The sequence below is a fragment of the Nocardioides sp. CCNWLW239 genome (genome assembly GCF_037137035.1).
Taxonomy (GTDB): Bacteria; Actinomycetota; Actinomycetes; order Propionibacteriales; family Nocardioidaceae; genus Nocardioides.
On record NZ_JBBBNW010000005.1, the window covers coordinates 1 to 21,227 of the forward strand.

Genomic DNA, 21,227 nt, shown 5'->3' on the forward strand with positions numbered 1-21,227 from the left:
GGATGGTCACCGACTATGCCGCCGAGCGACGCGCGGCCGGCCGCGAGGTGCCTGCCGACGCCCTGCCTTTCCTCCCCCCCCCCCCCCCCCCCCCCCCCCCGCGGGGCGCGACGCTTCGACCGACCGGGGTGACGTCTCGGCGGGGAGGGTCAGTGCAGGCGTACGGTCTCGACGAGGTCGGCGCGGATCTGGGCGTCGGTCCACGGGAAGTCGACCCACTTCTCCTCGGAGAAGAGCCGGGTCTGGTCGCTGGACCACGGTGAGGACGGGTCCTCGTACTGGCCGTAGGTCAGGATCGTGCGTGGCTCGACGCCGTCGGGACCGAACGCGACGGCCTGGATGTGCGAGGAGCCGTAGGTGATCGGCCGGGCGTGGTCCGTGTTCTGCGCCGGGTTGCGGGAGGCGAGCGCGTTGGCGTTGCCGGCGAGGTTGCCGTCGCCACCGCCCAGGGGCAGCGGGGGAGCGCCGCGGTCGGCGGCGACTTGGTGGGCGCCCCACGGCGAGTCGATCGGCAGGCCGGTCGCCTCGACGGCCGCGATCGCGTCCTTCATCGCCTTGACCGTGCTCGGCGTGGTGCGCAGCCCGCGCGGGGTGTCGAGCGGATCCTCGGGGTCGAACGGCACCCGCCAGAGCTGGACCCCGCTCGGGGCGCGCTGGACGAACTCGGTGAAGACGGCGGTGCCGACCGAGGTCGCGTCCGAGCGCCCGTCCCATCGGGCCAGGATGGCGCAGGCCTCCTTCTCACCGGTCAGCCGGCAGACCCGGTCGAGCGCACCGTCGGCCTTCATCACCTCGGCGGTCCGTTGACGGTTGTCGTACTCGTGCTCCGCCAGCGAGGCCGGCGTCTCGACGCCGTGCGCGGCGAGCTGGTCGGTGACGTAGCGGGCCACCATCTGCGTACGCATCGTCCGCTCGCACCTCTCGCAGCCGAGGATCGCGGGGTAGCCCTCCAGGGGTGCCTCCGGGTTGGGCAGCCAGTGGGAGTCGTTGGCGTTCATGACCCAGTCGCGGCGTACGACGTCGGGGAGGTGCTCGTCGCCGAGGATCCCGGGGCGCTGGGCTTCGGCGTCGGCGCCCCAGGCGCAGGAGGAGCCGGCCCGGTTCCCGTCGAGACCGGGCAGCCCCGCGACGGCGTTCAGCAGCCGGCCGACGACCGTCATGCAGCGGGAGGCGAGCTGGTCGGTGACGTGGGGCACGACCGAGTGGTCGGCGTAGAGGGCATCGCCGTGTCGGTCCGCCGCGATCGTGTTGACCCACGGCATCCCACCGCCGGCGTCCTGTCGCTCCAGCAGATCTCCGACCGAGTCGGCGGCGCCCATGCCCAGGAAGGTGTCGATGGTGCGCAGGTGCTCGGCGTTGGCGTCTCGGATCGCCCAGAAGCTCTGCGGACCCCAGGCCATCAGCTGCGAGGGTGAGTCGATGACGTAGCCCTCCGGCGTGCGGTAGAGGTCCTCGGTGACGGTCTTCGTGCCGGAGGTGGTCTTGACCTCGACCTCCACCGTCCGTCGCTCGGCGCGCTTCACGCCGTCCGGCGTGAGGTAGCGGGTGCCGGGTCCGAGGGTGGTGTACTCGTACGGCGTGAACCGGTAGGCCGTCGAGACCGTGTGGCTCCAGGCGACGTCGTCGTTCCAGCCGATGTTGACCACCGGAGAGCCGATCAGGGAGGCGCCGGCGACGTCGTACTCGCCGGGGATGGTCAGGTGCTGTTGGGTGAACCGGTAGCGGCCCTGCCAGGGGAAGTGCGGGTTGCCGAGCAGCATCCCGGCACCGGTCGAGCTGGCGTCACCGCCGATCGCGGTCGCGTTGGACCCGAAGGCGCGCTCGGGGTCGCGGCCGAAGGATGCCAGCATCGCCTGCTTGTCCACCTTCGCGGCGGCTGCCGGGACCTCGGCGGCGGTGGTGGGCAGCGAGGGCAGCCCCAGGACGCCGGGCAGATCGGGGAGGCCGGGGTCGGTCAGCGTCGGGGGAGCGGCGGCATTCATCTCGCCGACGAACTGTCCGGCCGAGGCGATCAGGTTGGCGAGATAGACGCCGTACCAGATGTCGTTCTCGGTGACCACGGTCTCGAGGTAGGGGGCGTTCGCGCAGGCCGGGTCGGTGACCTCGTGCGTACGCAGCCACTCGTTGACCCCGGCCGCATAGCCGCGCACCATCTCCTTCGCGCGTGCCGACGGCCCGGCGGGGGAGTCGAGCAGCTTCTCGACCACCTGCCGGTTGTGGAGGTCGCCCACGAGCACGTCGGAGTCGAGGTTGGAGGTCGGTTTGGAGACGCCGTCGTCGTAGACCTTGTCGGCGCCGAGCCAGCGGGAGCGTTCGCCGCGGGCGCTGAGCAGGATGTCGGCCAGGGTGCAGGTCGCCTCGCCGGCGGTCGCCCAGCCGCTGCCGTAACCCAGCGAACCCCAGTCGCGGGCGGTGATGTGCGGGATGCCGTGCTCGGTGATCCGCACCGTGGCGTCGTAGCCGGCCGGTGACGCTGCGCCTTCCGCCGGAGCACTGAGAGCCGCTCCGACGAGGAGCAACGGAGCGAGGGACATGGCGGCTCTGCGTACGAGGCTCTCCATGTCTCCACCAACGAGCACGAGTAGAACAGGTTACTGTTTGGTTGCCAGGTGGCCCGGATCCCGGGACGGGGACCGGCGATGGATATTCTGGCGGCGTGTTCTGGAGAAGTCTGAGCGAGGTGCCCGCCGACCTCGGCCGCACCTGCGTCGTGGTGGGCAACTTCGACGGCGTCCACCTCGGGCACCAGCATGTGCTGCGCCGGGGGCGCGAGGTGGCGGATGCCAAGGAGCTCACCCTGGTGGCGGTCACCTTCGACCCGCACCCGATGGCGGTCCTGCGGCCCGAGCACGCCCCCGGTGTGCTGACCACGATGGAGGAGCGCGCCGAGCTGCTGCTGGCGGCCGGCGCCGACGCCGTCCTCGCGCTGCCGTTCGACCTGGAGATGGCCAACTGGTCACCCGACGACTTCGCCCAGCGGGTGCTCGTCGACGCGCTGCACGCGGAGGCGTGCGTGGTCGGTGCCAACTTCCGCTACGGCTGCAAGGCCGCCGGCGACGTGGCCGACCTGGTCGCCTACGGCAAGATCCACGACTTCTCCGCCGAGGGGATCCCGCTCGACGGTGGCCCTCAGGTCTGGTCCTCGACCTATATCCGTACGTGTCTGGCGGCCGGCGACGTCACCGGCGCCGCCGAGGCGCTGGGCCGGCCCTACTCCGTGCGCGGCGTCGTCGTGAAGGGCGACCAGCGCGGTCGCGAGCTCGGTTTCCCGACCGCCAACGTGCCCACCGACTCGCTGACCGCCGTGCCTCCCGACGGCATCTACGCAGGCTGGCTGACACGGCGCGACACGGGGGAGCGGTTCCCTGCCGCGATCTCGGTCGGCACCAACCCCACCTTCGAGGGCGTGGTCGGGCGCCGGGTCGAGTCCTACGTGCTCGACCGCGACGACCTGGAGCTCTACGGCGTGGAGGTCGAGGTGGCTTTCGTGGAGCGGCTGCGTGGCATGGTCGCCTTCGAGGGGATCGACGCGCTCGTCGAGCAGATGCGCGACGACGTGGTGCGGGCGCGCGACATCCTCGGCGACGGTCAGACCGAGCAGTAGTCCGAGCGCTCTACCCACAGGGGTCGTGGTGCGGTTGAATGCTCGGCTATGGATCCCCACTCCACCCCCACATCCGTCTACGAGACCGAGGTCGAGGCCGAGCGGGCCCGCGGCGGCATCCCGGCCTTCCTCAACGCGGTCCTCGTCACCGGTGGCCTCTGGGCCCTCCAGTACTTCTCCGGGACGGCGCCGCTCTCGACCTGGGCCGAGGAGAACGGCACCGACTCGGCCGGCTGGCTGGCCTCGCTGCTCGGCGACCGGCTGGCCTACTTCGGCGACGACGGGTTCGGCGATCTCCTCTCGGGCGACGCGCTCGTGCACTCCGCCATCCTCACCACGACCGTCTTCGTGCTGACCTGGCTGCTGACCTGGCTCGGCACCATCGGCATCTGGCCGCGGGCGTTCTGGCCGGTGTTCCTCGGCTGCTGGTTCGCCGCGATCGTCGCCACGGGTGCCGGCCAGGTCACCGACAGCCTCTACACCTACCTCAGCGACGGCCGCGAAGACTCCGTGGTGGCAGCGCTGGGCGACGTGCTCGCCTCGGGTGCCGCCTACGGGCTGACGTACGGGTGGGCGATCGGATTCCTGATCGCGCTGATCTGGCTCGCGATCCCCGGCAAGAGCGACGAGGTGGAGGAATACACGCCGATGTCCTCGCTGATCTCCGGGAGCGGTTCCGGGGGAGCGTCCGGTGACTACGGTCAGCCGCTGCGTACGAGCGTCGCGGTGCCGACCGCCCAGACGAGCCTCGCTCGCGTGTCCACCACCCACCCGGCCCAGCCGGTTCAGGTACGCACCTTCACCGGGCCGGCACGCGGTCAGGGCCCGGCGGGTGACACGGCCGCCTGGAAGGACTTCGTACGCGACGTCCGCGGCCGATCCTGAGGGTTCGGCACCAGCGGCGTCGCTGAGCTCGTCGGCGACGCGCGGTGCCTTGCTGTGGCGAGTAGTGTGCACTGCGTAGTAGTGTGCGAAGCATGGATACCACCCAGCTGCTCAAAGGGGTGCTCGACCTGACCGTCCTGGCCGTCGTCGACGGCGAGGATGCGTACGGCTATGACATCGTCCGCAAGCTTCGCGACAGCGGGCTCACGGACGTCGGGGACGCGTCGGTCTACGGCACCCTGCGGCGGCTGTACGCCGCGGGCGCCCTGACCTCCTACGTCGTGCCGTCGGAGTCCGGTCCGCACCGCAAGTACTACGGCATCACGCCTGCCGGGCAAGGCCAGCTCAAGCAGCAGAGCGAGGACTGGTCCCACTTCTCCACCACCGTCACAGAGATTCTCCAAGGGGCACGGGCATGACGACCACAGATGCAGAGTCGAACGTCGCACCGGAGGTGCGGCTCTTCCTGGCTCGCGTACGCCGTGAGCTGGCCGATCTCGAGCCGGAGGTGCTCAGCGACATCACCGACGGGCTCGAGGCCGACTTCACCGAGCTGGTCGCCGAGCGCGGACCCGATGCGCTCGGCGACCCGGTCGAGTACGCCAAGGAGCTCCGTGCCGCGGCCGGGATTCCGGTGGGGCCGCAGCCGCACCGCGGTCTCGCGGCGCAGGTCGACGGGCTCCTCGACGCCGGTCACGACCGCTTCGACCGAGCCGTCGCCAAGCTCGGTGAGCTGCTGCGTACGGACCTGACGCCCGTGGTCGCCTGGCTGCGACCTCTGTGGTGGATCCTGCGCGCCTGGGCGGCGGTCTGGGGCGTCTCGGTGATGCTCGGCTGGGGCATGTGGAGCGGGCTGTCGGTAGTGCTCCTCATCATCGCGGTCGTGGTCAGCATGTTCGTCGGCGCCGGTCGGGTGTGGCCGGGCGGCGAACGCGGGACCCGGGCGCGGGTCGCTCTCCTGGGGCTGAACACGTTGGCCGGGTTCGTGCTCTTCATGGCCTGGGCGAACGGGGTGGTCGGCGGGGCCGACTACGACCAAGGTTGGAACGACGGCTATAGCGAGGCGACGACCGGGCAGGGATCGCCGATCGACCAGCAGGCGGGGGTCTACTCCGGCGGGAGCTGGGTCAGCAACATCTACCCCTACGATGCCGCGGGCAAGCCGCTGACCGGCGTCCAGCTCTTCGATCAGGACGGCAGGCCAATCGACGTCGTCACCCAGCCGGACTGCACCTCGACGCCCGCCGCCCCGCTCCCGCCAGCCGCTCCCGACGAGGACGGGATCCTCACCGAGCTGTGCCTGGACGAGAACACCGGGGAGGCCCTGCAGCCGCGGATCCACTACCCGTGGTCCAACGGTGCGGCGCAGCTCTACAACGTCTTCCCGCTGCCCAGCCGCGTCCAGCCGGACACCACGCTCGATCCGAACGCCTTCGCGGGCGAGGATGCTCCGGCGATCCAGGAGCCGCCGCTGGCCGCGGTGCCCAAGGTCTCCCTTCCAGGGGTCGCGACGAGCTCACCGAGTGCATCACCGAGCGCCTCTGTGGGTACCGACGACAAGCCGTGACCTGACCCATGCAACCGATCCTGTTGCTGCAGCGTCGATCCAGATGGCGGAGAGACAGGAGAGGGCGATGAAGCTCTGGTGGAGGTTGCGTCGGCTGGTGGCGCGGCTCGTGCTGGCGGTATGACGGGCGGTATGGCCGGGCGGTATGGCCGGACGGCGCGAGCCGGCGGCCCGTCGGCGATTCGGGGGGCGTACCGGCTCGCTGTTAGTCTTCTCGGGTTGTCGGCCCATGGGGGTCGGCGACTCAAGCCGTGAAATCGGCCGCGGACCAAGAGTGCCCCGGTGAACAGGCCCGGGCGCGCCGCGCAACGAGTAGGCCCACGGGCCGGAAGGGAGCCTTCGCATGGCAGTTGGAACTGACGCGGAGACCAAGAAGAAGATCATCGCCGAGTACGCCACGACCGAGGGTGACACCGGCTCGCCGGAGGTGCAGATCGCGCTGCTGTCGCACCGCATCTCCCACCTGACCGACCACCTCAAGTCGCACAAGCACGACCACCACAGCCGTCGTGGTCTGCTGCTGCTCGTCGGCCAGCGCCGCCGCCTTCTCAACTACCTTCAGAAGAAGGACATCGAGCGCTACCGCTCGATCATCGAGAAGCTCGGCCTCCGTCGCTGATCTCCTCTCAGACGCGTACGAACGGGTCGTCTCCCTGCGGGGAGGCGGCCCGTTCGCCATGTCGCGACGAAATCAGAGAAGAACTAACTAGAGTGACTTACTCCTGTTAAACTCCGGGCATGACGTCCCCAGGTCTGAACCGCCGCTCCTTCCTCACCGCCTCCGCCCTCGGCGCAGCCGCGGTGGGGGCCACCCAGGCCGTCGACTCGGTGACGACCGTTGCCGCCGCCGGAGCGCCCGCGATCCTGAAGCCGCTCCCGACGGAGCGGTTCATCGACTACGGCACCAACGCCGAGACCCGCTGGGACTCGGTCGACCCGCGCCGCTACCTGACTCCTCAGGCCGACCTGTTCGTGCGCAACCACACCGCGACCCCCCGGATCGACCCCGCGACGTACGAGCTGAAGATCTTCGGCGACGGGCTGCGGGATCCGGCCGGCACCAGCCTGACCCTCGCGGACATCAAGGCCTTCCGGCATGTCGAGACGACCTCGGTCCACGAGTGCACCGGCAACGGGCGCAGCTTCTTCAGCACCCAACAGGGTCAGGAGGTCAGCGGCACGAAGTGGACGCTCGGCGCCGTCGGCGCGGTCCGCTGGAAGGGGGTACGTCTCGAGGATGTCCTCACCGCCGTCGGTGTGCGTCGGGACGCGATCTCGGTGCAGGCGGCCGGGCTGGATGCCACGTATGTGGACAAGGGCGTCGACCACGGCCGGGTGCGCCGCCCGTTCCCGATCGAGAAGGCCTTCGACGACGCGCTGCTCGTCTGGGGAGCCAACGGCGAGGACCTGCTTCCCGACCACGGCTTCCCGCTGCGGCTGGTGCTGCCGGGCTGGATCGGGATCGCGTCGATCAAGTGGCTCGGCTCGCTCGAGGTCTCCACGAGCGTGCAGACCTCGCCGTGGGACACGACGTGGTACAACGTCGACGGACCGCTCACCGTCAACCCCGTCCGCTCCGCCCTCGAGCTCGCGTGGAACGCCGAGCTCCCGGCAGGAAAACGGATCGTGCTGAGCGGGCGCTCGTGGTCCGGCGCGGCGCCGATCGTGCGCGTCGAGATCAGCACCGACGGCGGTGAGACCTGGGCCCACGCGATCCAGCACGCGCCGGGCCGCCCCACCGGCGGTCACGGCCTCGGCTGGGCGCAGTGGGACTTCACCTGGCGCGACCCGGCGCCCGGGGCGTACGAGATCCTCGTCCGCGCCACCGACCGGGCCGGTCGCACCCAGCCCGACATCGCCGCCCACAACCCCGGCGGCTACTTCTTCGACGCCGTGGTACGCCACCCCGTCACCGTCGTCTGAGACGCGCACCCGGAGGCGGGTGCAGGCGCGCGTTCCACGTTTCGGGCGGACGGCGGATAGGCTGGACCGAGAGTGCTACGGCCACCGGCCGGCGTACGAAGAAAAGATCATCACCAGGAGCGGCCCGCCCGTCCGGCTCGGTCCTCGGTAGTGACTCCCAGGTTTCGGCATGTGTCGCGAAGGCTGAGGGTCTCGATCGAAGACCGGCCCTGTGCGCAACGAGCGCACACGCCCGGCGCGGGGACGCTCCGCGACAAAGACTAAGGACGAATTCCTTGACCGAACCAGTCATCACAGCCGTCGAGACCACCATCGACAACGGCAAGTTCGGCACCCGCACCGTCAAGTTCGAGACCGGGCTGCTCGCCCGGCAGGCCGCGGGTTCCGTGACCGCCTACCTCGACGACGAGACGATGCTGCTGTCGGCGACCACTGCCTCCAAGCAGCCGAAGGAGCACTTCGACTTCTTCCCGCTGACCATCGACGTCGAGGAGCGGATGTACGCCGCGGGCAAGATCCCCGGCTCCTTCTTCCGCTCCGAGGGCCGCCCGGGCGAGGACGCGATCCTCACCTGCCGCCTGATCGACCGCCCGCTGCGCCCGACCTTCAAGAAGGGTCTGCGCAACGAGGTCCAGGTCGTCATCACCGTCATGGCGCTCGACCCCGACCAGCCCTACGACGTGCTCGCGATCAACGCCGCGTCGATGTCGACCCAGCTCTCCGGCCTGCCGTTCTCCGGCCCGGTCGGCGGCGTCCGCGTCGCCCTGATCGAGGGCCAGTGGGTCGCGTTCCCGACCCACAGCCAGCTCGAGAACGCCGTCTTCGACATGGTCGTGGCCGGTCGTGTCACCGACTCCGGCGACGTGGCCATCATGATGGTCGAGGCCGAGTCCACCGAGAAGACCTGGGACCTGGTCGCCTCCGGCGCCCAGGCTCCGACCGAGCCGATCGTGGCCGGCGGTCTGGACGCTGCCAAGCCGTTCATCAAGCAGCTGGTCGAGGCCCAGGCCGAGCTGGCCAAGCAGGCCGCGAAGCCGGTCCAGGACTACCCGGTCTTCCTGGACTACCAGGACGACGTCTACGAGGCCGTCGAGGCCACCGTCGGCGCCGACGTCCGCGACCTCTACAGCGTCAAGGGCTCGCGTGAGCGCGTCCTGAGCAAGCAGGAGCGCGAGGAGGAGGGCGACAAGATCAAGTCCGCCCTGCTCGACAAGCTCGGCGAGCAGTTCGAGGGCCGCGAGGGCGAGATCGGTGCGGCCTACAAGGCCATCACCAAGGAGGCCATCCGCACCCAGGTCCTGCGCGACCAGGTCCGCATCGACGGTCGCGGCCTGGCCGACATCCGTCCGCTGCACTCCGAGGTCGGCGTGATCCCGCGGGTCCACGGCTCGGCGCTCTTCGAGCGCGGCGAGACCCAGATCCTGGGTGTCACCACCCTCGACATGCTCAAGATGGAGCAGCAGCTCGACACGCTCTCCCCGGAGAAGCAGCGCCGCTACATGCACAAGTACGTCTTCCCGCCGTTCTCCACCGGTGAGACCGGCCGGGTCGGCTCGCCCAAGCGCCGCGAGGTCGGCCACGGTGCGCTCGCCCGTCGCGCGCTCCTGCCGGTGCTCCCGAGCCGCGAGGAGTTCCCCTACGCGATCCGCCAGCTCTCCGAGGCCATGGGCTCCAACGGCTCCACCTCGATGGGCTCGGTCTGCGCCTCGACGATGTCGCTGCTCAACGCCGGTGTGCCGCTGAAGGCCCCGGTCGCCGGCATCGCGATGGGTCTGATCTCCGGTGAGATCGACGGCGAGACCAAGTACGTCGCGCTCACCGACATCCTCGGTGCCGAGGACGCCTTCGGCGACATGGACTTCAAGGTCGCCGGCACCGCGGAGTTCGTGACCGCGCTGCAGCTCGACACCAAGCTCGACGGCATCCCGGCCGAGGTCCTCGCTCAGGCCCTCAACCAGGCCAGGGACGCGCGTGCGACGATCCTGGACGTCATGCACGAGGCGATCGGTGGCGTCGAGGAGATGGCCCCGACCGCTCCGCGGATCATCACCGTGAAGGTCCCCGTCGACAAGATCGGCGAGGTCATCGGCCCGAAGGGCAAGGTGATCAACCAGATCCAGGAGGACACCGGCGCCCAGATCTCCATCGAGGACGACGGCACGGTGCTCATCGGTGCGACCGACGGCAGCGCCGCCGAGGCCGCCCGTGCGGCGGTCAACGCGATCGCCAACCCGACCATGCCCGAGGTCGGCGAGCGCTACCTCGGCACGGTCGTGAAGACGACCAACTTCGGTGCCTTCGTCGCCCTGCTCCCGGGCAAGGACGGCCTGCTCCACATCACCAAGCTGCGTGCCCTCAACGGCGGCAAGCGGGTGGAGTCGGTCGAGGACGTCGTCGAGGTCGGCCAGAAGATCCAGGTCGAGATCGCCGAGATCGACGACCGCGGCAAGCTCTCGCTCGCCCCGGTGCTCGAGGAGGAGCCCTCCTCCGAGGACGCTCCGGCTGAGGCCGCCACCGAGGCCGCAGACGAGGAGTGACCTTGGCGTCACGCACTACCTGGGGGACCGGTCGACACATGGGTGTCGGCCGGTCCTCCGGCTATAACCAGGAGCCCGGCACCACCGTCACGCTCGAGCAGACCGAGGTCAACGGCGCGGTGACCTCGCTGGTGCGGCGTACGGTCCATCCGTCGGGCCTGCGGATCGTGACCGAGCAGATGGCCGGGGTCCGCTCGGCGGCGATCGGCGTCTTCATCGGTGTCGGGTCCCGGGACGAGACCGCGCGTCAGCACGGCTGCTCCCACTTCCTCGAGCACCTGCTGTTCAAGGGCACCCCGTCGCGTACGGCCTTGGAGATCTCCTCCTCGATGGACCGCGTCGGCGGTGAGTTCAACGCCTACACCGCCAAGGAATACACCTGCTTCCACGCGCGGGTGCTCGACGTCGACCTGCCCCTGGCCATCGATGTCGTCGGCGACATGCTGACCTCGTCGCTGATCACGGCAGAGGACGTCGAGGCCGAGCGTGACGTGATCCTCGACGAGATCGCCATGCACGACGACGACCCCGACGATGTGATCCACAACCTCGTCGCCGCGCAGGCATGGGGCGCCGAGACGCCGCTCGGGCGTGGCATCGCCGGCACGGAGGCCTCGATCTCCGCGCTGACCCGCGAGGAGATCGACGACTTCTACCGGACCCACTACGTGGCGCCCCGGATGGTCGTCTCGGTCGCCGGCAACGTGGACCACGACGAGGTCGTGGCCATGGTGGAGAAGGCATTCTCCGGAGCGGGCTTCCTGCGGGGAGCGGCCGCTCCGGTGCCCCCGCGTGAGGGCTCGCCGCTCGAGGTCACCCCTGGCGAGATCAGCGCGCAGCGGCCGCTGGAGCAGGTCAACGTCGTCCTGGCCCGCGAAGGTCTGCAGCGAGGTGACGACCGCCGCTTCGCGTTCGAGGTGGTCAACACCGCAGTCGGCGGCGCGACCTCCTCACGGCTCTTCCAGGAGGTGCGCGAGCACCGCGGCCTGGCCTACTCGGTCTACTCCTACGCCTACAGCCACGCCGAGACGGGTCTCTTCGGGGTCCAGGTCGGCTGCCTGCCGGCCAAGCTCGACGAGGTCCTCGAGGTCGTACGCTCCGAGCTGGCCACCGTCGCCCGCGACGGCATCACCGCCGAGGAGCTCGAGCTCGGCAAGGGCCAGCTGCGTGGCGGTCTCGTGCTGGGTCTCGAGGACTCGGCCTCGCGGATGTCCCGCATCGGCCGCGCCGAGCTGGTCCACCGCGAGCTCTACTCGATCGACGAGGTCCTGGCGCGCATCGACGCGGTCACCCTGGAAGAGTGTCGCGAGGTGGCCGCCGAGATCCTGGCTCGCCCCGAGATCCTGGCGGTCGTGGGACCCGCCTGACCCGCGCGCGCCGAGACGTCGATTATTGATGCCGAATGGACCATTCGGCATCAAGAATCGACTCTTCGACGTCAGAAACTGACGTCTCGGCGTGAATCGGGTCAGCGCTTGCCGATGATGCCGACGGCTGCCGGCACCTTGGAGTCGACGATGGAGACCCGGAACCCGGCGTCGGCCAGGGCCTTGCTCGACTTCTCGATGATCTCGGGGACCTGCTCGCGCTGGGTGGCCTCGTAGAAGAGGTTGACCGTGCCGCCGGGGAGCACACGCTCGTGGAGCAGCGCGATCTCGGCGGACGCGTCGCGCACCCAGAACAGGTTGACGTTGAACGCGAAGACCTTCGTCAGCCGCTTGACCGGAACCCGCAGCGTCGCGAGGTCGATCTGGCGGACCGTGAGGCGTCCTGCCTCCAGGTATTTCGCGCAGCGTCGCTTCGTACGATCGACACCCGACTCCGAGCGGTCGATCGCAAATAGCTTTCCGGTCTCCAGCCGGCTACAGATCAGCTCGGCACCAGCCCCCGGGCCACAGCCGATTTCAAGGACATGATCGTTCGGCTGAATGTCCATGAAGTCAACGGCCCAACGGATCCGAGCAGGGATCGTCTGCACCACCATGGGTCCAAGACTGCCAGATCCTCCTACGGTTCCGCGCACAGCCCCTTCGAGAAGCTTCGGAACAAGCCTCGAGAATTGTTCACCGGATCGTGGTGGATCGTTGCGGGAGCGTGATCTATGGCGCCGGTCGCTTCGCTCCACGACCGCGTCGCATAAGGTTGGGCGCCATGACCAAAGTGGCTGTCCTCGGTGCACACGGCAAGCTCGGTTCGGCGGTCTGCGAAGCCGTCGAGTCCGCCGACGACCTCGAGCTCGTGGCGAGGATCGGGCGTGGCGACGAGCTGTCGGCGATCACCGACGCCGGTGCCGAGGTGGCCGTCGACGTCACCACCCTCGAGGCGGTGATGGGCAACGCCGAGTTCTGTCTGTCCCAGGGTGTGCACACGGTGATCGGCACCTCCGGCTTCGGACCCGACCGCGTCGAGCAGCTCGAGGCCTGGCTGGCGAAGGCGCCGGGCGTGGGCGCGATGGTGGTGCCCAACTTCTCGGTCGGTGCCGTGCTGATGATGCGCTTCGCCGAGCTCGCCGCGGCCCACTTCCCGTCGGTGGAGATCGTGGAGACCCATCACGAGCGGAAGGCCGATGCCCCCTCCGGCACGGCCCGCAGGACCGCCGAGCTCGTCGCTGCGGCCCGCGGCGAGGCCGGGGTGGACCCGGCTCCGGACGCGACCACCTCGGCCCTCCAGGGCGCCCGTGGCGCCACGGTCGAGGGCATCCCGGTCCACTCGTTGCGCATGTCCGGTTCGGTCGCCCACCAGGAGGTCATCCTCGGCGGCGTCGGCGAGCTCCTGACCATCCGCCACGACTCGCTCTCCCACGCCTCCTTCGCCCATGGCGTACTCGCTGCGATTCGCGGTATCGGATCACGGCCGGGCCTCACCATCGGCCTGGAGGACGTCCTCGGGCTCCGCTGAGGCCGGCGCCGCGACGTCAGCCGGGGCAGAGATCCCTGCGCCGTAGCCGTTCGTCCTTGGGCTCCTCGTCCGGATCGGCCAACAGGCTGCGGTAGTCGTCGTGCCGCAACGGGCCCTCGGCGAGCTCGCCCGAGGACCGCGGCACCTGGAGCGGCTCGGCGTCGTAGGCCATCTTCACCCGGTCCACCCCCGGGATCGAGGTGAGCGAGAGCACCGTCTGAGCGGTGGCGAGCAGGACCCGGTTGGTGGCGATCGTGTCGTCGGAGGTGACGCGGAGGTGGGCGGTGCGGTCGGTGATCGACACGAGCTCCAACCATCCGTCCGGTGGCAGGGCGGTGCCGAGACCCGCGCTCAGGTCGACGTCCGAAGGGCCGTCGCCGAGCTGGTCGAGGATGTTCTCCGCGACCCCGGCCACGGCCTTCGCGCAGAAGCGGGCCGCGGGCCTGCTGGCGAGCCGGTCCTGGCCGTCGACCCAGTAGAGCCGCGGCCCGGCGACCTCGCGCGCCGCCCCGGGACGAACCGCGGCGGTGTCGTCGAGCAGATGGTAGGGAACCTCGGCGGGATCGACGGTCCGCACCTCGTCGTCGACCGGGACGCCGCACGAGGCGGTCACGACCAGCGACAGGCCGGCGATCAGCGCCGCCCACGACGTACGCACGAACCTCATGTCACCTCCCTGCCGGCGCTGGTCCGCGCCGTGGGAGCCAGGGGGAGCGAGAGCACGAAATCGGCGCCGCCCGAATCGGCGTCGCGGCACCAGACCGAGCCGTCGTGCAGCTGCGCGGTCCGCGCCACGATGCTCAGACCCAGCCCGCTCCCGGTCGTCGCACCCCGAGCGCCGAGCCGGGCGAAGCGGTCGAAGATGTGCTCGCGGGCCTCGACGGGCACACCAGGCCCGGAGTCCTCTACATGGATCTCCGCGCGGCCACGGCGTGCGGCGGCGCGCACCGAGGTGAGGCCGCCGCCGTGGCTATCGGCGTTGCGGACCAGGTTGGCCAGGGCGCGGTGGAGCTGGAGCCGGTCGCCGTAGACCTCGAGGTCGTCCGGCACGTCGACGACGACGTCGATGTGGTCGAGGTCGTTCTCCGTGAGAGTCGCGGCGACCAGGGCGGAGACGCGCAGCACCTCCCACTCCGACTCCCGCACTCCCGCGTCGAGGCGTCCCAGCGCGATGAGATCCTCGAGCGCCCCACGGAAACGTTCCAGCTCGCCGGCCATCAGCTCCACGGCCGTCGCGGAGCTGGGGGAGAGGTGCTTGTCGCCCTGCAGGACACCGAGGCTGGTCGTGAGGGTGGCCACCGGCGTACGGAGCTCGTGACTGACGTCGGCTGCGAAGCGGGCATCGTGGTCGAGGCGCTCGACCACCGTGTCGACCATGGTGTTGAACGACCCGGTCAGGGTCGCCAGGTCGGGATCGTCGGTCGCCTCGACGCGGGTGTCGAGCTCGCCGGCGGAGATGCGCGCGGCGGCCAGGGCGACCTGACTCAGCGGACGCAGCACCCGCCGGGCGGCGTACCAGCCGAGAACGCCCCCGGCGATGGTGGTGACCGCGGCCGAGATGGCGAGCGCGTAGCCCATCGTGTCGAGGGTCTCGCTCAGCTCCTTGGCGTAGGTGACCTCGTAGTAGTCGGCGTCCACCCCCTCGAGAGGGATCCCGACGACGATGTTGGGCCGGTCGCCGGTGTCGGTCCAGGTCAGCGCGACGTCCCCGGCCCGGACACTCGAGGCGACGTCGCTGGTGGCGTCGTGGACCTCGGTGGTGAGGTCGGAGGAGTACCACTGACCGTCCTGGTGGACGAACACCGTGGTGCGGCTCGGCTGGGCGATCTCGGACAGGACCTCGGCGACGTTCACGCCGTTGGTGCGCAGCCGCTCCTTCACCAGAGCGGCGTCGATGTAGGCCTGTTGCAGGGCGTTCCGCTCGCGCTGTGCGATCAGGTAGTGGCGCGCGGAGAAGTAGGTGCTGAAGGCGAGGATCAGACTGATCAGCAGCGCGCCCGCTGCGAACGCGGCCACGACGTTGGCGCGAAGACCGCGCCGGCTCCGGCTCATCGCGGGTCCAGCCGATAACCCAGCCCGCGGACCGTGGAGATGACTCCGCCCGCCGCCGCGTCCTTGTCGACCTTGTTGCGCAGTCGGCTGACGTGCACGTCGACGACCCGGACGTCGCCGTGGTGGCCCTCCGGCCACATCTGGTGGACCAGGTTCTCGCGGGTCATCACGCGGCCGGGGCTGTTCGTCAGGGCCAGCAGCAGCTTGAACTCCGTGCTGGTCAGGTGCAGGTCCTCAGCGCCGCGGCGGAGCGTCGCCGCGTCCGGATCGAAGACGAGCGGGCCGTCGGTCGAGTCGAGCACGATGCCGTTGGCAGCGGGGTAGCCGCCCGCGGCCGGGACGAGGGGAAGGTCCGGACGCCGCAGGGCCGCCCGGATCCGGGCCCTGACCTCGGCCACGTCGAACGGTTTGCGGACGTAGTCGTCGGCTCCCGCCTCCAGCGCGGTGACCACGTCCCTGGCGCCGTCGCGGGCGCTGATCACGATGATCGGCGCGGTCGTCCGCGGGCGCACGCTCCGGATGAAGGTGAACCCGTCGATGCCGCCGAGCATCAGGTCGACGAGCATCACGTCGAACGGCTCGGCAGCGTCGAGCTCGAGGGCGACCTCGGCGTCGTCGGCTTCGCCGACCGCGTAGCCCTCCTGCTCGAGGAAGAGCCGGAGCGACGTACGCAGCCCGTAGTCGTCCTCCAGGATCAGCACCCGCTTCACTGCCTCGTGCACGTCCCGCATCGTCTCACCCGATCGGTCCGGACACCGACCCGTCGCGGTCCATCGGCCGGAAGTGACACGAAACTGACATGAAACCGCGAAAGGCCCTCCATACTCCACGGGCAGTGTGGAGGACATGAGCGAGGCGGAGTTCTACCCGGACGAGGAGACCATCGTCGTCCCGTTCGCGGACACCACCTGCTTGCGGGCCATCCACAGCCTGCGCTGGCGGCTGCCGGAGATGCTCGCAGGCGGTCCCGAGGCGGTCGTGGTCGACCTGGCCGGTCTGACCCGGTTCTCCTCGACGACCGTCGCGGCACTGCTGTGGGCCAAACGTCGCTGCGGTACGCGGGGCGTGCCGCTTCGTCTCCGCAACGCCGACCCGGCGCTCGCCGGTCAGCTCCGCCGAGCCGGCCTCGACACCATCTGGGACATCCAGGCGGCTCCGGCCGCGTCCTCCCTCACCCGAAAGGTCAACTGATGATCAACCACGTCCACGAGACGGACCGCGAGCATGAGGTCGAGCTGCTGACGCCGGACCAGGCGATGAGTCAGGTCCGGGCGTGGACCGACTCACGGGTCGTCGGCGACCGCGCGGCCAACCGCCTCGAGGTGCTCGCGGCATTCGGGGTCCACGTGGCCGTCTCGAACCTGCCAGGCGAGATCTGGGTGAAGCTGGCGTGGCGTACGCCGACCCGCGTCGAGCTCTCCACGCACTGGACGCTCACCTCGATGCCGGCCGCCGCGCCCGAGCCGTACGTCGCCGAGAAGCTCACCGACCTGGCCGGCTCATGGACCTTCCAGGACCGCGTCGGCGGCGCCAGTCTCATCTGCGAGGTCGAGGACTCTCCGACCCCGAGGTGAACCTCAGCGGTAGTCGTCGGAGAGCTGGGTGCCGATCTTGACCTGCGGCTTGGGCAGGCGCAGGGGGCGGATCTGGATGGCCCGCATGATCGCGTAGTAGGTGGTGCCCTTGAGGTCGTTGTCGGGGAACCGGCGCTTGAGCTCCTTGCGCAGCAGGAAACGCAGCGCGATCAGGTTGATGATCACGGTGGCCATCACCACGAGGGTGAAGAGCTGGGAGTACATCGCCAGCTCGAGGCTGATGTAGGGCACCACGAGCGCGATGATCAGCACCGGGAGGACGATCTCGGCGAAGGTAAACCGGGAGTCGATCCAGTCGCGGATGAAGCGCTTGACCGGGCCTTTGTCGCGCAGCGGCAGGTAGCGCTCGTCGCCGGTCTTCATCGCCTGGCGCATCTTGTCGCCCTGCTCCGCGCGCTGGGCGCGGTTGGCGGCGTTGATCTCCTTGCGCGTACGCGGCTGCTTGAGGCGCGCCTTGCGAGCCGCCTCCGCTTCCTTGCGCGTAGGGGTCGGACGACCCTTTCCGGTCTCCTTGACCGGGTTCTCGGGCTCGACGACCTGCGGGGAGGGGGACTTGCGACCGAACAACGTGAGTGACCTCTTACCTGTTGGCTGGGACACATACAGGATATCCCGACAGACCCTGACAGCGAGTTTTGTGGACCCGGCCTAAGGTGAGAGGCAACACTTGTCCTAGGACGACGAGAGTCCAGCGGCAAGCGACGACGCGGGGCGGCCGGCGGTCGGCCGCATATGAGAGGCGTAAAGGGAACCGATGAGTGTGATGAAGCGGCTGAGCCTGGTCTTCAAGGCGAAGGCAAACAAGGCGCTCGACAAGGCCGAGGACCCACGGGAGGTGCTCGACTACAGCTATCAGAAGCAGCTTCAGATGCTTCAGCAGGTGCGCCGCGGCGTCGCGGACGTCGCGACCAGCCGCAAGCGCGTCGAGCTGCAGATCAACGGGCTCAAGCAGCAGTCCGACAAGCTCACCCAGCAGGCCCAGAAGGCCATCGAGATGAACCGCGAGGATCTCGCCCGGGAGGCGCTGACCCGCAAGTCCGGTCTGACCAGCCAGATCAACGACCTCAGCACCCAGCTCGCCACGCTCCAGGGCGAGGAGGAGAAGCTGACCCTGGCGCAGCAGCGGCTGCAGGCCAAGGTGGAGTCCTTCCGCACCAAGAAGGAGACCATCAAGGCGACCTACACCGCCGCCGAGGCGCAGACCCGGATCAACGAGGCCGTCTCCGGCATCGGCGAGGAGATGGGCGACGTCGGCCTGGCGATGCAGCGTGCCGAGGACAAGACCCTCGAGATGCAGGCACGTGCGGGCGCCGTCGACGAGCTGCTCGCCTCGGGCGCCCTCGACGACCTCACCGCCGGCCCGACCGACGACATCACCCGTCAGCTCGACGCGCTCAGCTCCACCAGCGACGTCGAGGCCGAGCTCGCCGCCCTCAAGGGCCTCAGCTCCCCGCAGCAGACGCAGGCACTGCCCGGTGCCGACACCAGCTCGCCGGTCATCGACGTGGACGCGACCGAGAAGAAGGCGGAGCAGTGATCGTTCGCATCCTGGGCGAGGGGCAGTACGACCTCGACGAGGCCGGCATGGCCAAGCTCAACGAGCTCGACGCGGCGGTCGAGGCCGCCTGTCAGGGCACCGACGAGACCGTCTTCGAGGCGGCGCTGGCCGCGCTGCTCGACGGCGTGCGCTCGCTCGGCACCGCGCACCCGGTCGACGCGATCGACTCCTCCGACCTGATCCTTCCGGGACCCGGCTCCACGCTGGCCGAGGTCTCCGAGATGCTCGGCGACGAGGGCCTCATCCCCGGCTAGAGCCCGGGCTGAACATGTCACGCTTCCAAGGGGATGCCGGGCTGACCGCCCGGATGACCACGGTGATGTTCCTGCTCGGCGCGCTGTTCGTCGGGCTCATCGTGGCGCTGATGTTCGTCATGCCCGCACAGTGGGCGCCGATCATCGGCATCGTCGGGCTCGGCATCGCCTGGTGGCAGTGGTACTCCTCCGACACCCTCGCGATGCGCGCCATGGGCGCGCGCGAGGTGTCGGCCCAGGAGGCGCCCGAGCTGCACGCGATGATCGACCGGCTGTGCACGCTGGCCGACATGCCGAAGCCGCGGGTGGGGATCGCCTACACCGACATGCCCAACGCCTTCGCCACCGGCCGCTCGCCCAAGCGGTCCGCGGTCGTGGTGACCACCGGCATCATGCAGCGGCTGACAGCCGAGGAGCTGGAGGGCGTGCTCGCCCATGAGCTCTCCCACGTCGCTCACCGCGACGTCCTGGTGATGACCGTCGCCTCCTCGGCCGGCATCGTGGCCGGGATGCTGAGCAGAGGCTCCCAGTTCGGTGCGTACGCCGGTGGTGGCCGCCGCGAGGGCAACAACACCCTCCCGGTGTGGCTGGTGGTGCTGGTGGTCTCGCTGGTCGTCTACGCCGTGTCCTGGCTGCTGCTGCGGATGCTGTCGCGCTACCGCGAGCTGGCCGCCGACCGCGCCGGCGCACACCTGACCATGAAGCCGGGCGCGCTGGCCAGCGCGCTCCAGAAGATCACCGGCGAGATCTCCGCGACGCCGAGCCGGGACCTGCGGTCGTCGCAGGCGATGAACGCGTTCTTCATCGCGCCGGCGATCAGCGGTCAGTCGCTGCGCACCCTGACCTCGACACACCCTTCGCTGGAGCAGCGTCTGGAGCAGCTCGCCCGGATCGAGGCCGAGCTCGGCCGTCCGGCACAGTAAGGTCGGCTGCGTGGGCTTCTGGGACGTGATCACGGGTCGTACGCGACCGAAGCAGGCCAACCTCGACGCACTCTTCGCGGTGCCGACCGCTGCACTCACCATGCAGACGTCGCTCGGGCTGGTGCCGACCGGTGACGGTGCGGTCTGCTACCGGGCTGCGGCGGGGGCAGGGTTCGCCGGCACCCAGAACGACGTCGTCGAGCTGCTCGGTGCCTCCGAGGGCGCTCCGACGGTGACCACGAGCGTCGACGAGTACGGCTTCACCTGGCTCAGCGTCGACCACGAGCCCCTGGACCCGGCCAACCCCGACATCACCGGTCTGGTCACCGACCTCCACGCCGTCAACACCACGCTGGAGATGAACGGCTTCGGCCCTGGGCTGCTGTGCTCGCTGATCGCCTTCCGTGAGCCGGGCAACGACGCCGACGGTCGCAGCGTCGGGCTCATCTACCTCTACAAGCAGGGCACCTTCTACCCGTTCGCCCCGACCGGGCCCCAGGAGCGAGACAACCTCCTCGAGATCAACGTCCGCACCGCGATCGAGGGCGATCTCCCGGTCGAGAAGGACCGGTCCCGCTGGCTCGCCGTCTGGGGCGCCCCGGGGCTCTGAGACCTGTGGAACGGGCGCGGAGCTTCGGAGCGGTCGCGGAGGATTACGAACGCTTCCGTCCCGGCTACCCGGACGACGTGGTCGCGATGGTGAGCGAGGTCGCCGACGGCCCGGTGCGACGGGCGATCGAGATCGGTGCCGGCACCGGGAAGGCGACCCGGACGTTCGCGGCCGCCGGGATCGAGGTGGTCGCCTCCGACCCCGACGCCGACATGCTCGGCGTGCTCCGGCGTGAGTGCGCGGGCCTGCCGGTGACCGCCGTACGCGCTGCCCTGGAGGAGCTCGACCCGCTGGCGTACGAGCCGTTCGACCTGCTCTACGCTGCCGCCGCCTGGCACTGGACCGCGCCGGCGACACGGTGGGACCTCGCCACGGCCCTGGTCCGGGACGGGGGAGCGGTGGCCTTCTTCGGCGGCCCGTTCGTGCTGGGCGACGACGAGGTCGCGGCCATCGAGGACGAGCTGATCGCGGCGTACGCCCCGGACGGCCGCCACCTCCCGCCGCCGTCCCCGGCGGACGCGCCGATGCTGTTCCCCGGGGACGAGATGCTGGCCGACGGCCGGCTGTGTGACGTACGTGAACGGGAGGTGCCGCGCCGGTTCACCCTCGCTCGTGCCGACTATGTGCGCCACCTCGACACGATTTCCGCCATCCGGATCCTTCCGCCCGCCGACCGGTCCGCGCTCTTCGCCGACCTCGTTGCCGTCCTCCCCGAGCGGGTGGAGGTGCGCGCGGACCTGATGGTCCATACCGCCCGCCGGGCACCTCGAGGGGTGATCGACGGGTGACATCGACACGCCAAAGCGACCTCACAGGCACCA

General features: G+C 69.9%; 22 protein-coding genes. 16 read left to right on the plus strand and 6 right to left on the minus strand.

The genetic code is table 11. The features are described from left to right. Window positions 1-149: 149 nt before the first annotated feature. The gene (locus WBG06_RS19085; protein ID WP_336738549.1) at window positions 150-2,561 is read right to left on the minus strand and encodes a penicillin acylase family protein; all 2,412 of its coding nucleotides are present in this window, start codon (window positions 2,559-2,561) and stop codon (window positions 150-152) included. Between the two features lie 95 nt (window positions 2,562-2,656). Here WBG06_RS19085 and WBG06_RS19090 point away from each other — a divergent pair, with 95 nt between their 5' ends. The 8 genes from WBG06_RS19090 to WBG06_RS19125 all read left to right on the plus strand — a co-directional run bounded on the left by WBG06_RS19090 (window position 2,657) and on the right by WBG06_RS19125 (window position 11,883). Continuing rightward, window positions 2,657-3,604 (plus strand): bifunctional riboflavin kinase/FAD synthetase, encoded by a 948-nt coding sequence (locus WBG06_RS19090; RefSeq protein ID WP_336738550.1) that lies wholly within the window; start codon window positions 2,657-2,659, stop codon window positions 3,602-3,604. A gap of 48 nt (window positions 3,605-3,652) precedes the next feature. After that, the gene (locus WBG06_RS19095; protein ID WP_336738551.1) at window positions 3,653-4,489 is read left to right on the plus strand and encodes a hypothetical protein; all 837 of its coding nucleotides are present in this window, start codon (window positions 3,653-3,655) and stop codon (window positions 4,487-4,489) included. A gap of 92 nt (window positions 4,490-4,581) precedes the next feature. Further along, the gene (locus tag WBG06_RS19100) at window positions 4,582-4,908 is read left to right on the plus strand and encodes a PadR family transcriptional regulator (RefSeq protein ID WP_176884102.1); all 327 of its coding nucleotides are present in this window, start codon (window positions 4,582-4,584) and stop codon (window positions 4,906-4,908) included. Further along, window positions 4,905-6,056 (plus strand): hypothetical protein, encoded by a 1,152-nt coding sequence (locus WBG06_RS19105; protein ID WP_336738552.1) that lies wholly within the window; start codon window positions 4,905-4,907, stop codon window positions 6,054-6,056. Before WBG06_RS19100 ends, WBG06_RS19105 begins: the two co-directional genes overlap by 4 nt. 343 nt (window positions 6,057-6,399) lie before the next feature. After that, entirely contained in the window at window positions 6,400-6,675 is a 276-nt protein-coding gene (gene rpsO / locus WBG06_RS19110; RefSeq protein ID WP_336738553.1) for a 30S ribosomal protein S15, read from the plus strand. 119 nt (window positions 6,676-6,794) lie between these two features. Beyond that, window positions 6,795-7,979 (plus strand): molybdopterin-dependent oxidoreductase, encoded by a 1,185-nt coding sequence (locus WBG06_RS19115; RefSeq protein WP_336738554.1) that lies wholly within the window; start codon window positions 6,795-6,797, stop codon window positions 7,977-7,979. A gap of 275 nt (window positions 7,980-8,254) precedes the next feature. Then, entirely contained in the window at window positions 8,255-10,516 is a 2,262-nt protein-coding gene (locus tag WBG06_RS19120; RefSeq protein ID WP_336738555.1) for a polyribonucleotide nucleotidyltransferase, read from the plus strand. Continuing rightward, window positions 10,513-11,883 carry a M16 family metallopeptidase gene (locus WBG06_RS19125; protein WP_442945479.1) on the plus strand — a complete coding sequence of 457 codons (1,371 nt, stop codon included), beginning with the start codon at window positions 10,513-10,515 and terminating at the stop codon, window positions 11,881-11,883. Before WBG06_RS19120 ends, WBG06_RS19125 begins: the two co-directional genes overlap by 4 nt. A 101-nt stretch (window positions 11,884-11,984) precedes the next feature. Here WBG06_RS19125 and WBG06_RS19130 read toward each other — a convergent pair whose 3' ends face one another. Next, window positions 11,985-12,452 carry a class I SAM-dependent methyltransferase gene (locus WBG06_RS19130; protein ID WP_336738557.1) on the minus strand — a complete coding sequence of 156 codons (468 nt, stop codon included), beginning with the start codon at window positions 12,450-12,452 and terminating at the stop codon, window positions 11,985-11,987. A 215-nt stretch (window positions 12,453-12,667) separates the two neighbouring features. Here WBG06_RS19130 and dapB point away from each other — a divergent pair, with 215 nt between their 5' ends. Beyond that, window positions 12,668-13,414, plus strand: coding sequence for a 4-hydroxy-tetrahydrodipicolinate reductase (dapB, locus tag WBG06_RS19135; protein ID WP_336738558.1), 747 nt, complete (start codon window positions 12,668-12,670; stop codon window positions 13,412-13,414). Between the two features lie 16 nt (window positions 13,415-13,430). On the opposite strand, the gene WBG06_RS19140 is transcribed toward dapB, so the two are convergent. Genes WBG06_RS19140 through WBG06_RS19150 form a run of 3 tightly spaced genes read right to left on the minus strand, consistent with a single transcriptional unit; the run spans window position 13,431 to window position 16,188 of the window. After that, window positions 13,431-14,081 carry a GerMN domain-containing protein gene (locus WBG06_RS19140; protein WP_336738559.1) on the minus strand — a complete coding sequence of 217 codons (651 nt, stop codon included), beginning with the start codon at window positions 14,079-14,081 and terminating at the stop codon, window positions 13,431-13,433. Continuing rightward, the gene (locus WBG06_RS19145; RefSeq protein ID WP_336738560.1) at window positions 14,078-15,466 is read right to left on the minus strand and encodes a HAMP domain-containing sensor histidine kinase; all 1,389 of its coding nucleotides are present in this window, start codon (window positions 15,464-15,466) and stop codon (window positions 14,078-14,080) included. Before WBG06_RS19145 ends, WBG06_RS19140 begins: the two co-directional genes overlap by 4 nt. Beyond that, on the minus strand, window positions 15,463-16,188 hold the full coding sequence (locus WBG06_RS19150; protein ID WP_336738561.1) for a response regulator transcription factor: 726 nt from the start codon (window positions 16,186-16,188) through the stop codon (window positions 15,463-15,465). The genes WBG06_RS19145 and WBG06_RS19150 overlap by 4 nt, the downstream gene beginning before the upstream one ends. Before the next feature lie 124 nt (window positions 16,189-16,312). On the opposite strand from WBG06_RS19150, the gene WBG06_RS19155 reads away from it, so the two are divergent. Continuing rightward, window positions 16,313-16,657 (plus strand): STAS domain-containing protein, encoded by a 345-nt coding sequence (locus tag WBG06_RS19155; protein WP_336738562.1) that lies wholly within the window; start codon window positions 16,313-16,315, stop codon window positions 16,655-16,657. Next, the gene (locus WBG06_RS19160) at window positions 16,657-17,040 is read left to right on the plus strand and encodes a hypothetical protein (protein WP_336738563.1); all 384 of its coding nucleotides are present in this window, start codon (window positions 16,657-16,659) and stop codon (window positions 17,038-17,040) included. Before WBG06_RS19155 ends, WBG06_RS19160 begins: the two co-directional genes overlap by 1 nt. A 3-nt stretch (window positions 17,041-17,043) precedes the next feature. Here WBG06_RS19160 and WBG06_RS19165 read toward each other — a convergent pair whose 3' ends face one another. After that, window positions 17,044-17,628: a DUF3043 domain-containing protein gene (locus tag WBG06_RS19165; RefSeq protein WP_336738564.1), complete on the minus strand. Its 585-nt coding sequence runs from the start codon at window positions 17,626-17,628 to the stop codon at window positions 17,044-17,046. A 187-nt stretch (window positions 17,629-17,815) separates the two neighbouring features. On the opposite strand from WBG06_RS19165, the gene WBG06_RS19170 reads away from it, so the two are divergent. Genes WBG06_RS19170 through WBG06_RS19190 form a run of 5 tightly spaced genes read left to right on the plus strand, consistent with a single transcriptional unit; the run spans window position 17,816 to window position 21,194 of the window. Beyond that, entirely contained in the window at window positions 17,816-18,598 is a 783-nt protein-coding gene (locus WBG06_RS19170; RefSeq protein ID WP_336738565.1) for a PspA/IM30 family protein, read from the plus strand. Continuing rightward, a complete protein-coding gene (pspAA, locus tag WBG06_RS19175) occupies window positions 18,595-18,873 on the plus strand; it encodes a PspA-associated protein PspAA (protein WP_336738566.1) in 279 nt (92 codons plus the stop codon). The genes WBG06_RS19170 and pspAA overlap by 4 nt, the downstream gene beginning before the upstream one ends. Window positions 18,874-18,887: 14 nt before the next feature. Then, entirely contained in the window at window positions 18,888-19,796 is a 909-nt protein-coding gene (htpX, locus tag WBG06_RS19180; RefSeq protein WP_336738567.1) for a zinc metalloprotease HtpX, read from the plus strand. Window positions 19,797-19,806: 10 nt separating this feature from the next. Next, window positions 19,807-20,406: a PspA-associated protein PspAB gene (pspAB, locus tag WBG06_RS19185; protein WP_336738568.1), complete on the plus strand. Its 600-nt coding sequence runs from the start codon at window positions 19,807-19,809 to the stop codon at window positions 20,404-20,406. A gap of 5 nt (window positions 20,407-20,411) precedes the next feature. Further along, window positions 20,412-21,194 carry a class I SAM-dependent methyltransferase gene (locus WBG06_RS19190; RefSeq protein WP_336738569.1) on the plus strand — a complete coding sequence of 261 codons (783 nt, stop codon included), beginning with the start codon at window positions 20,412-20,414 and terminating at the stop codon, window positions 21,192-21,194. Window positions 21,195-21,227 lie beyond the last annotated feature (33 nt).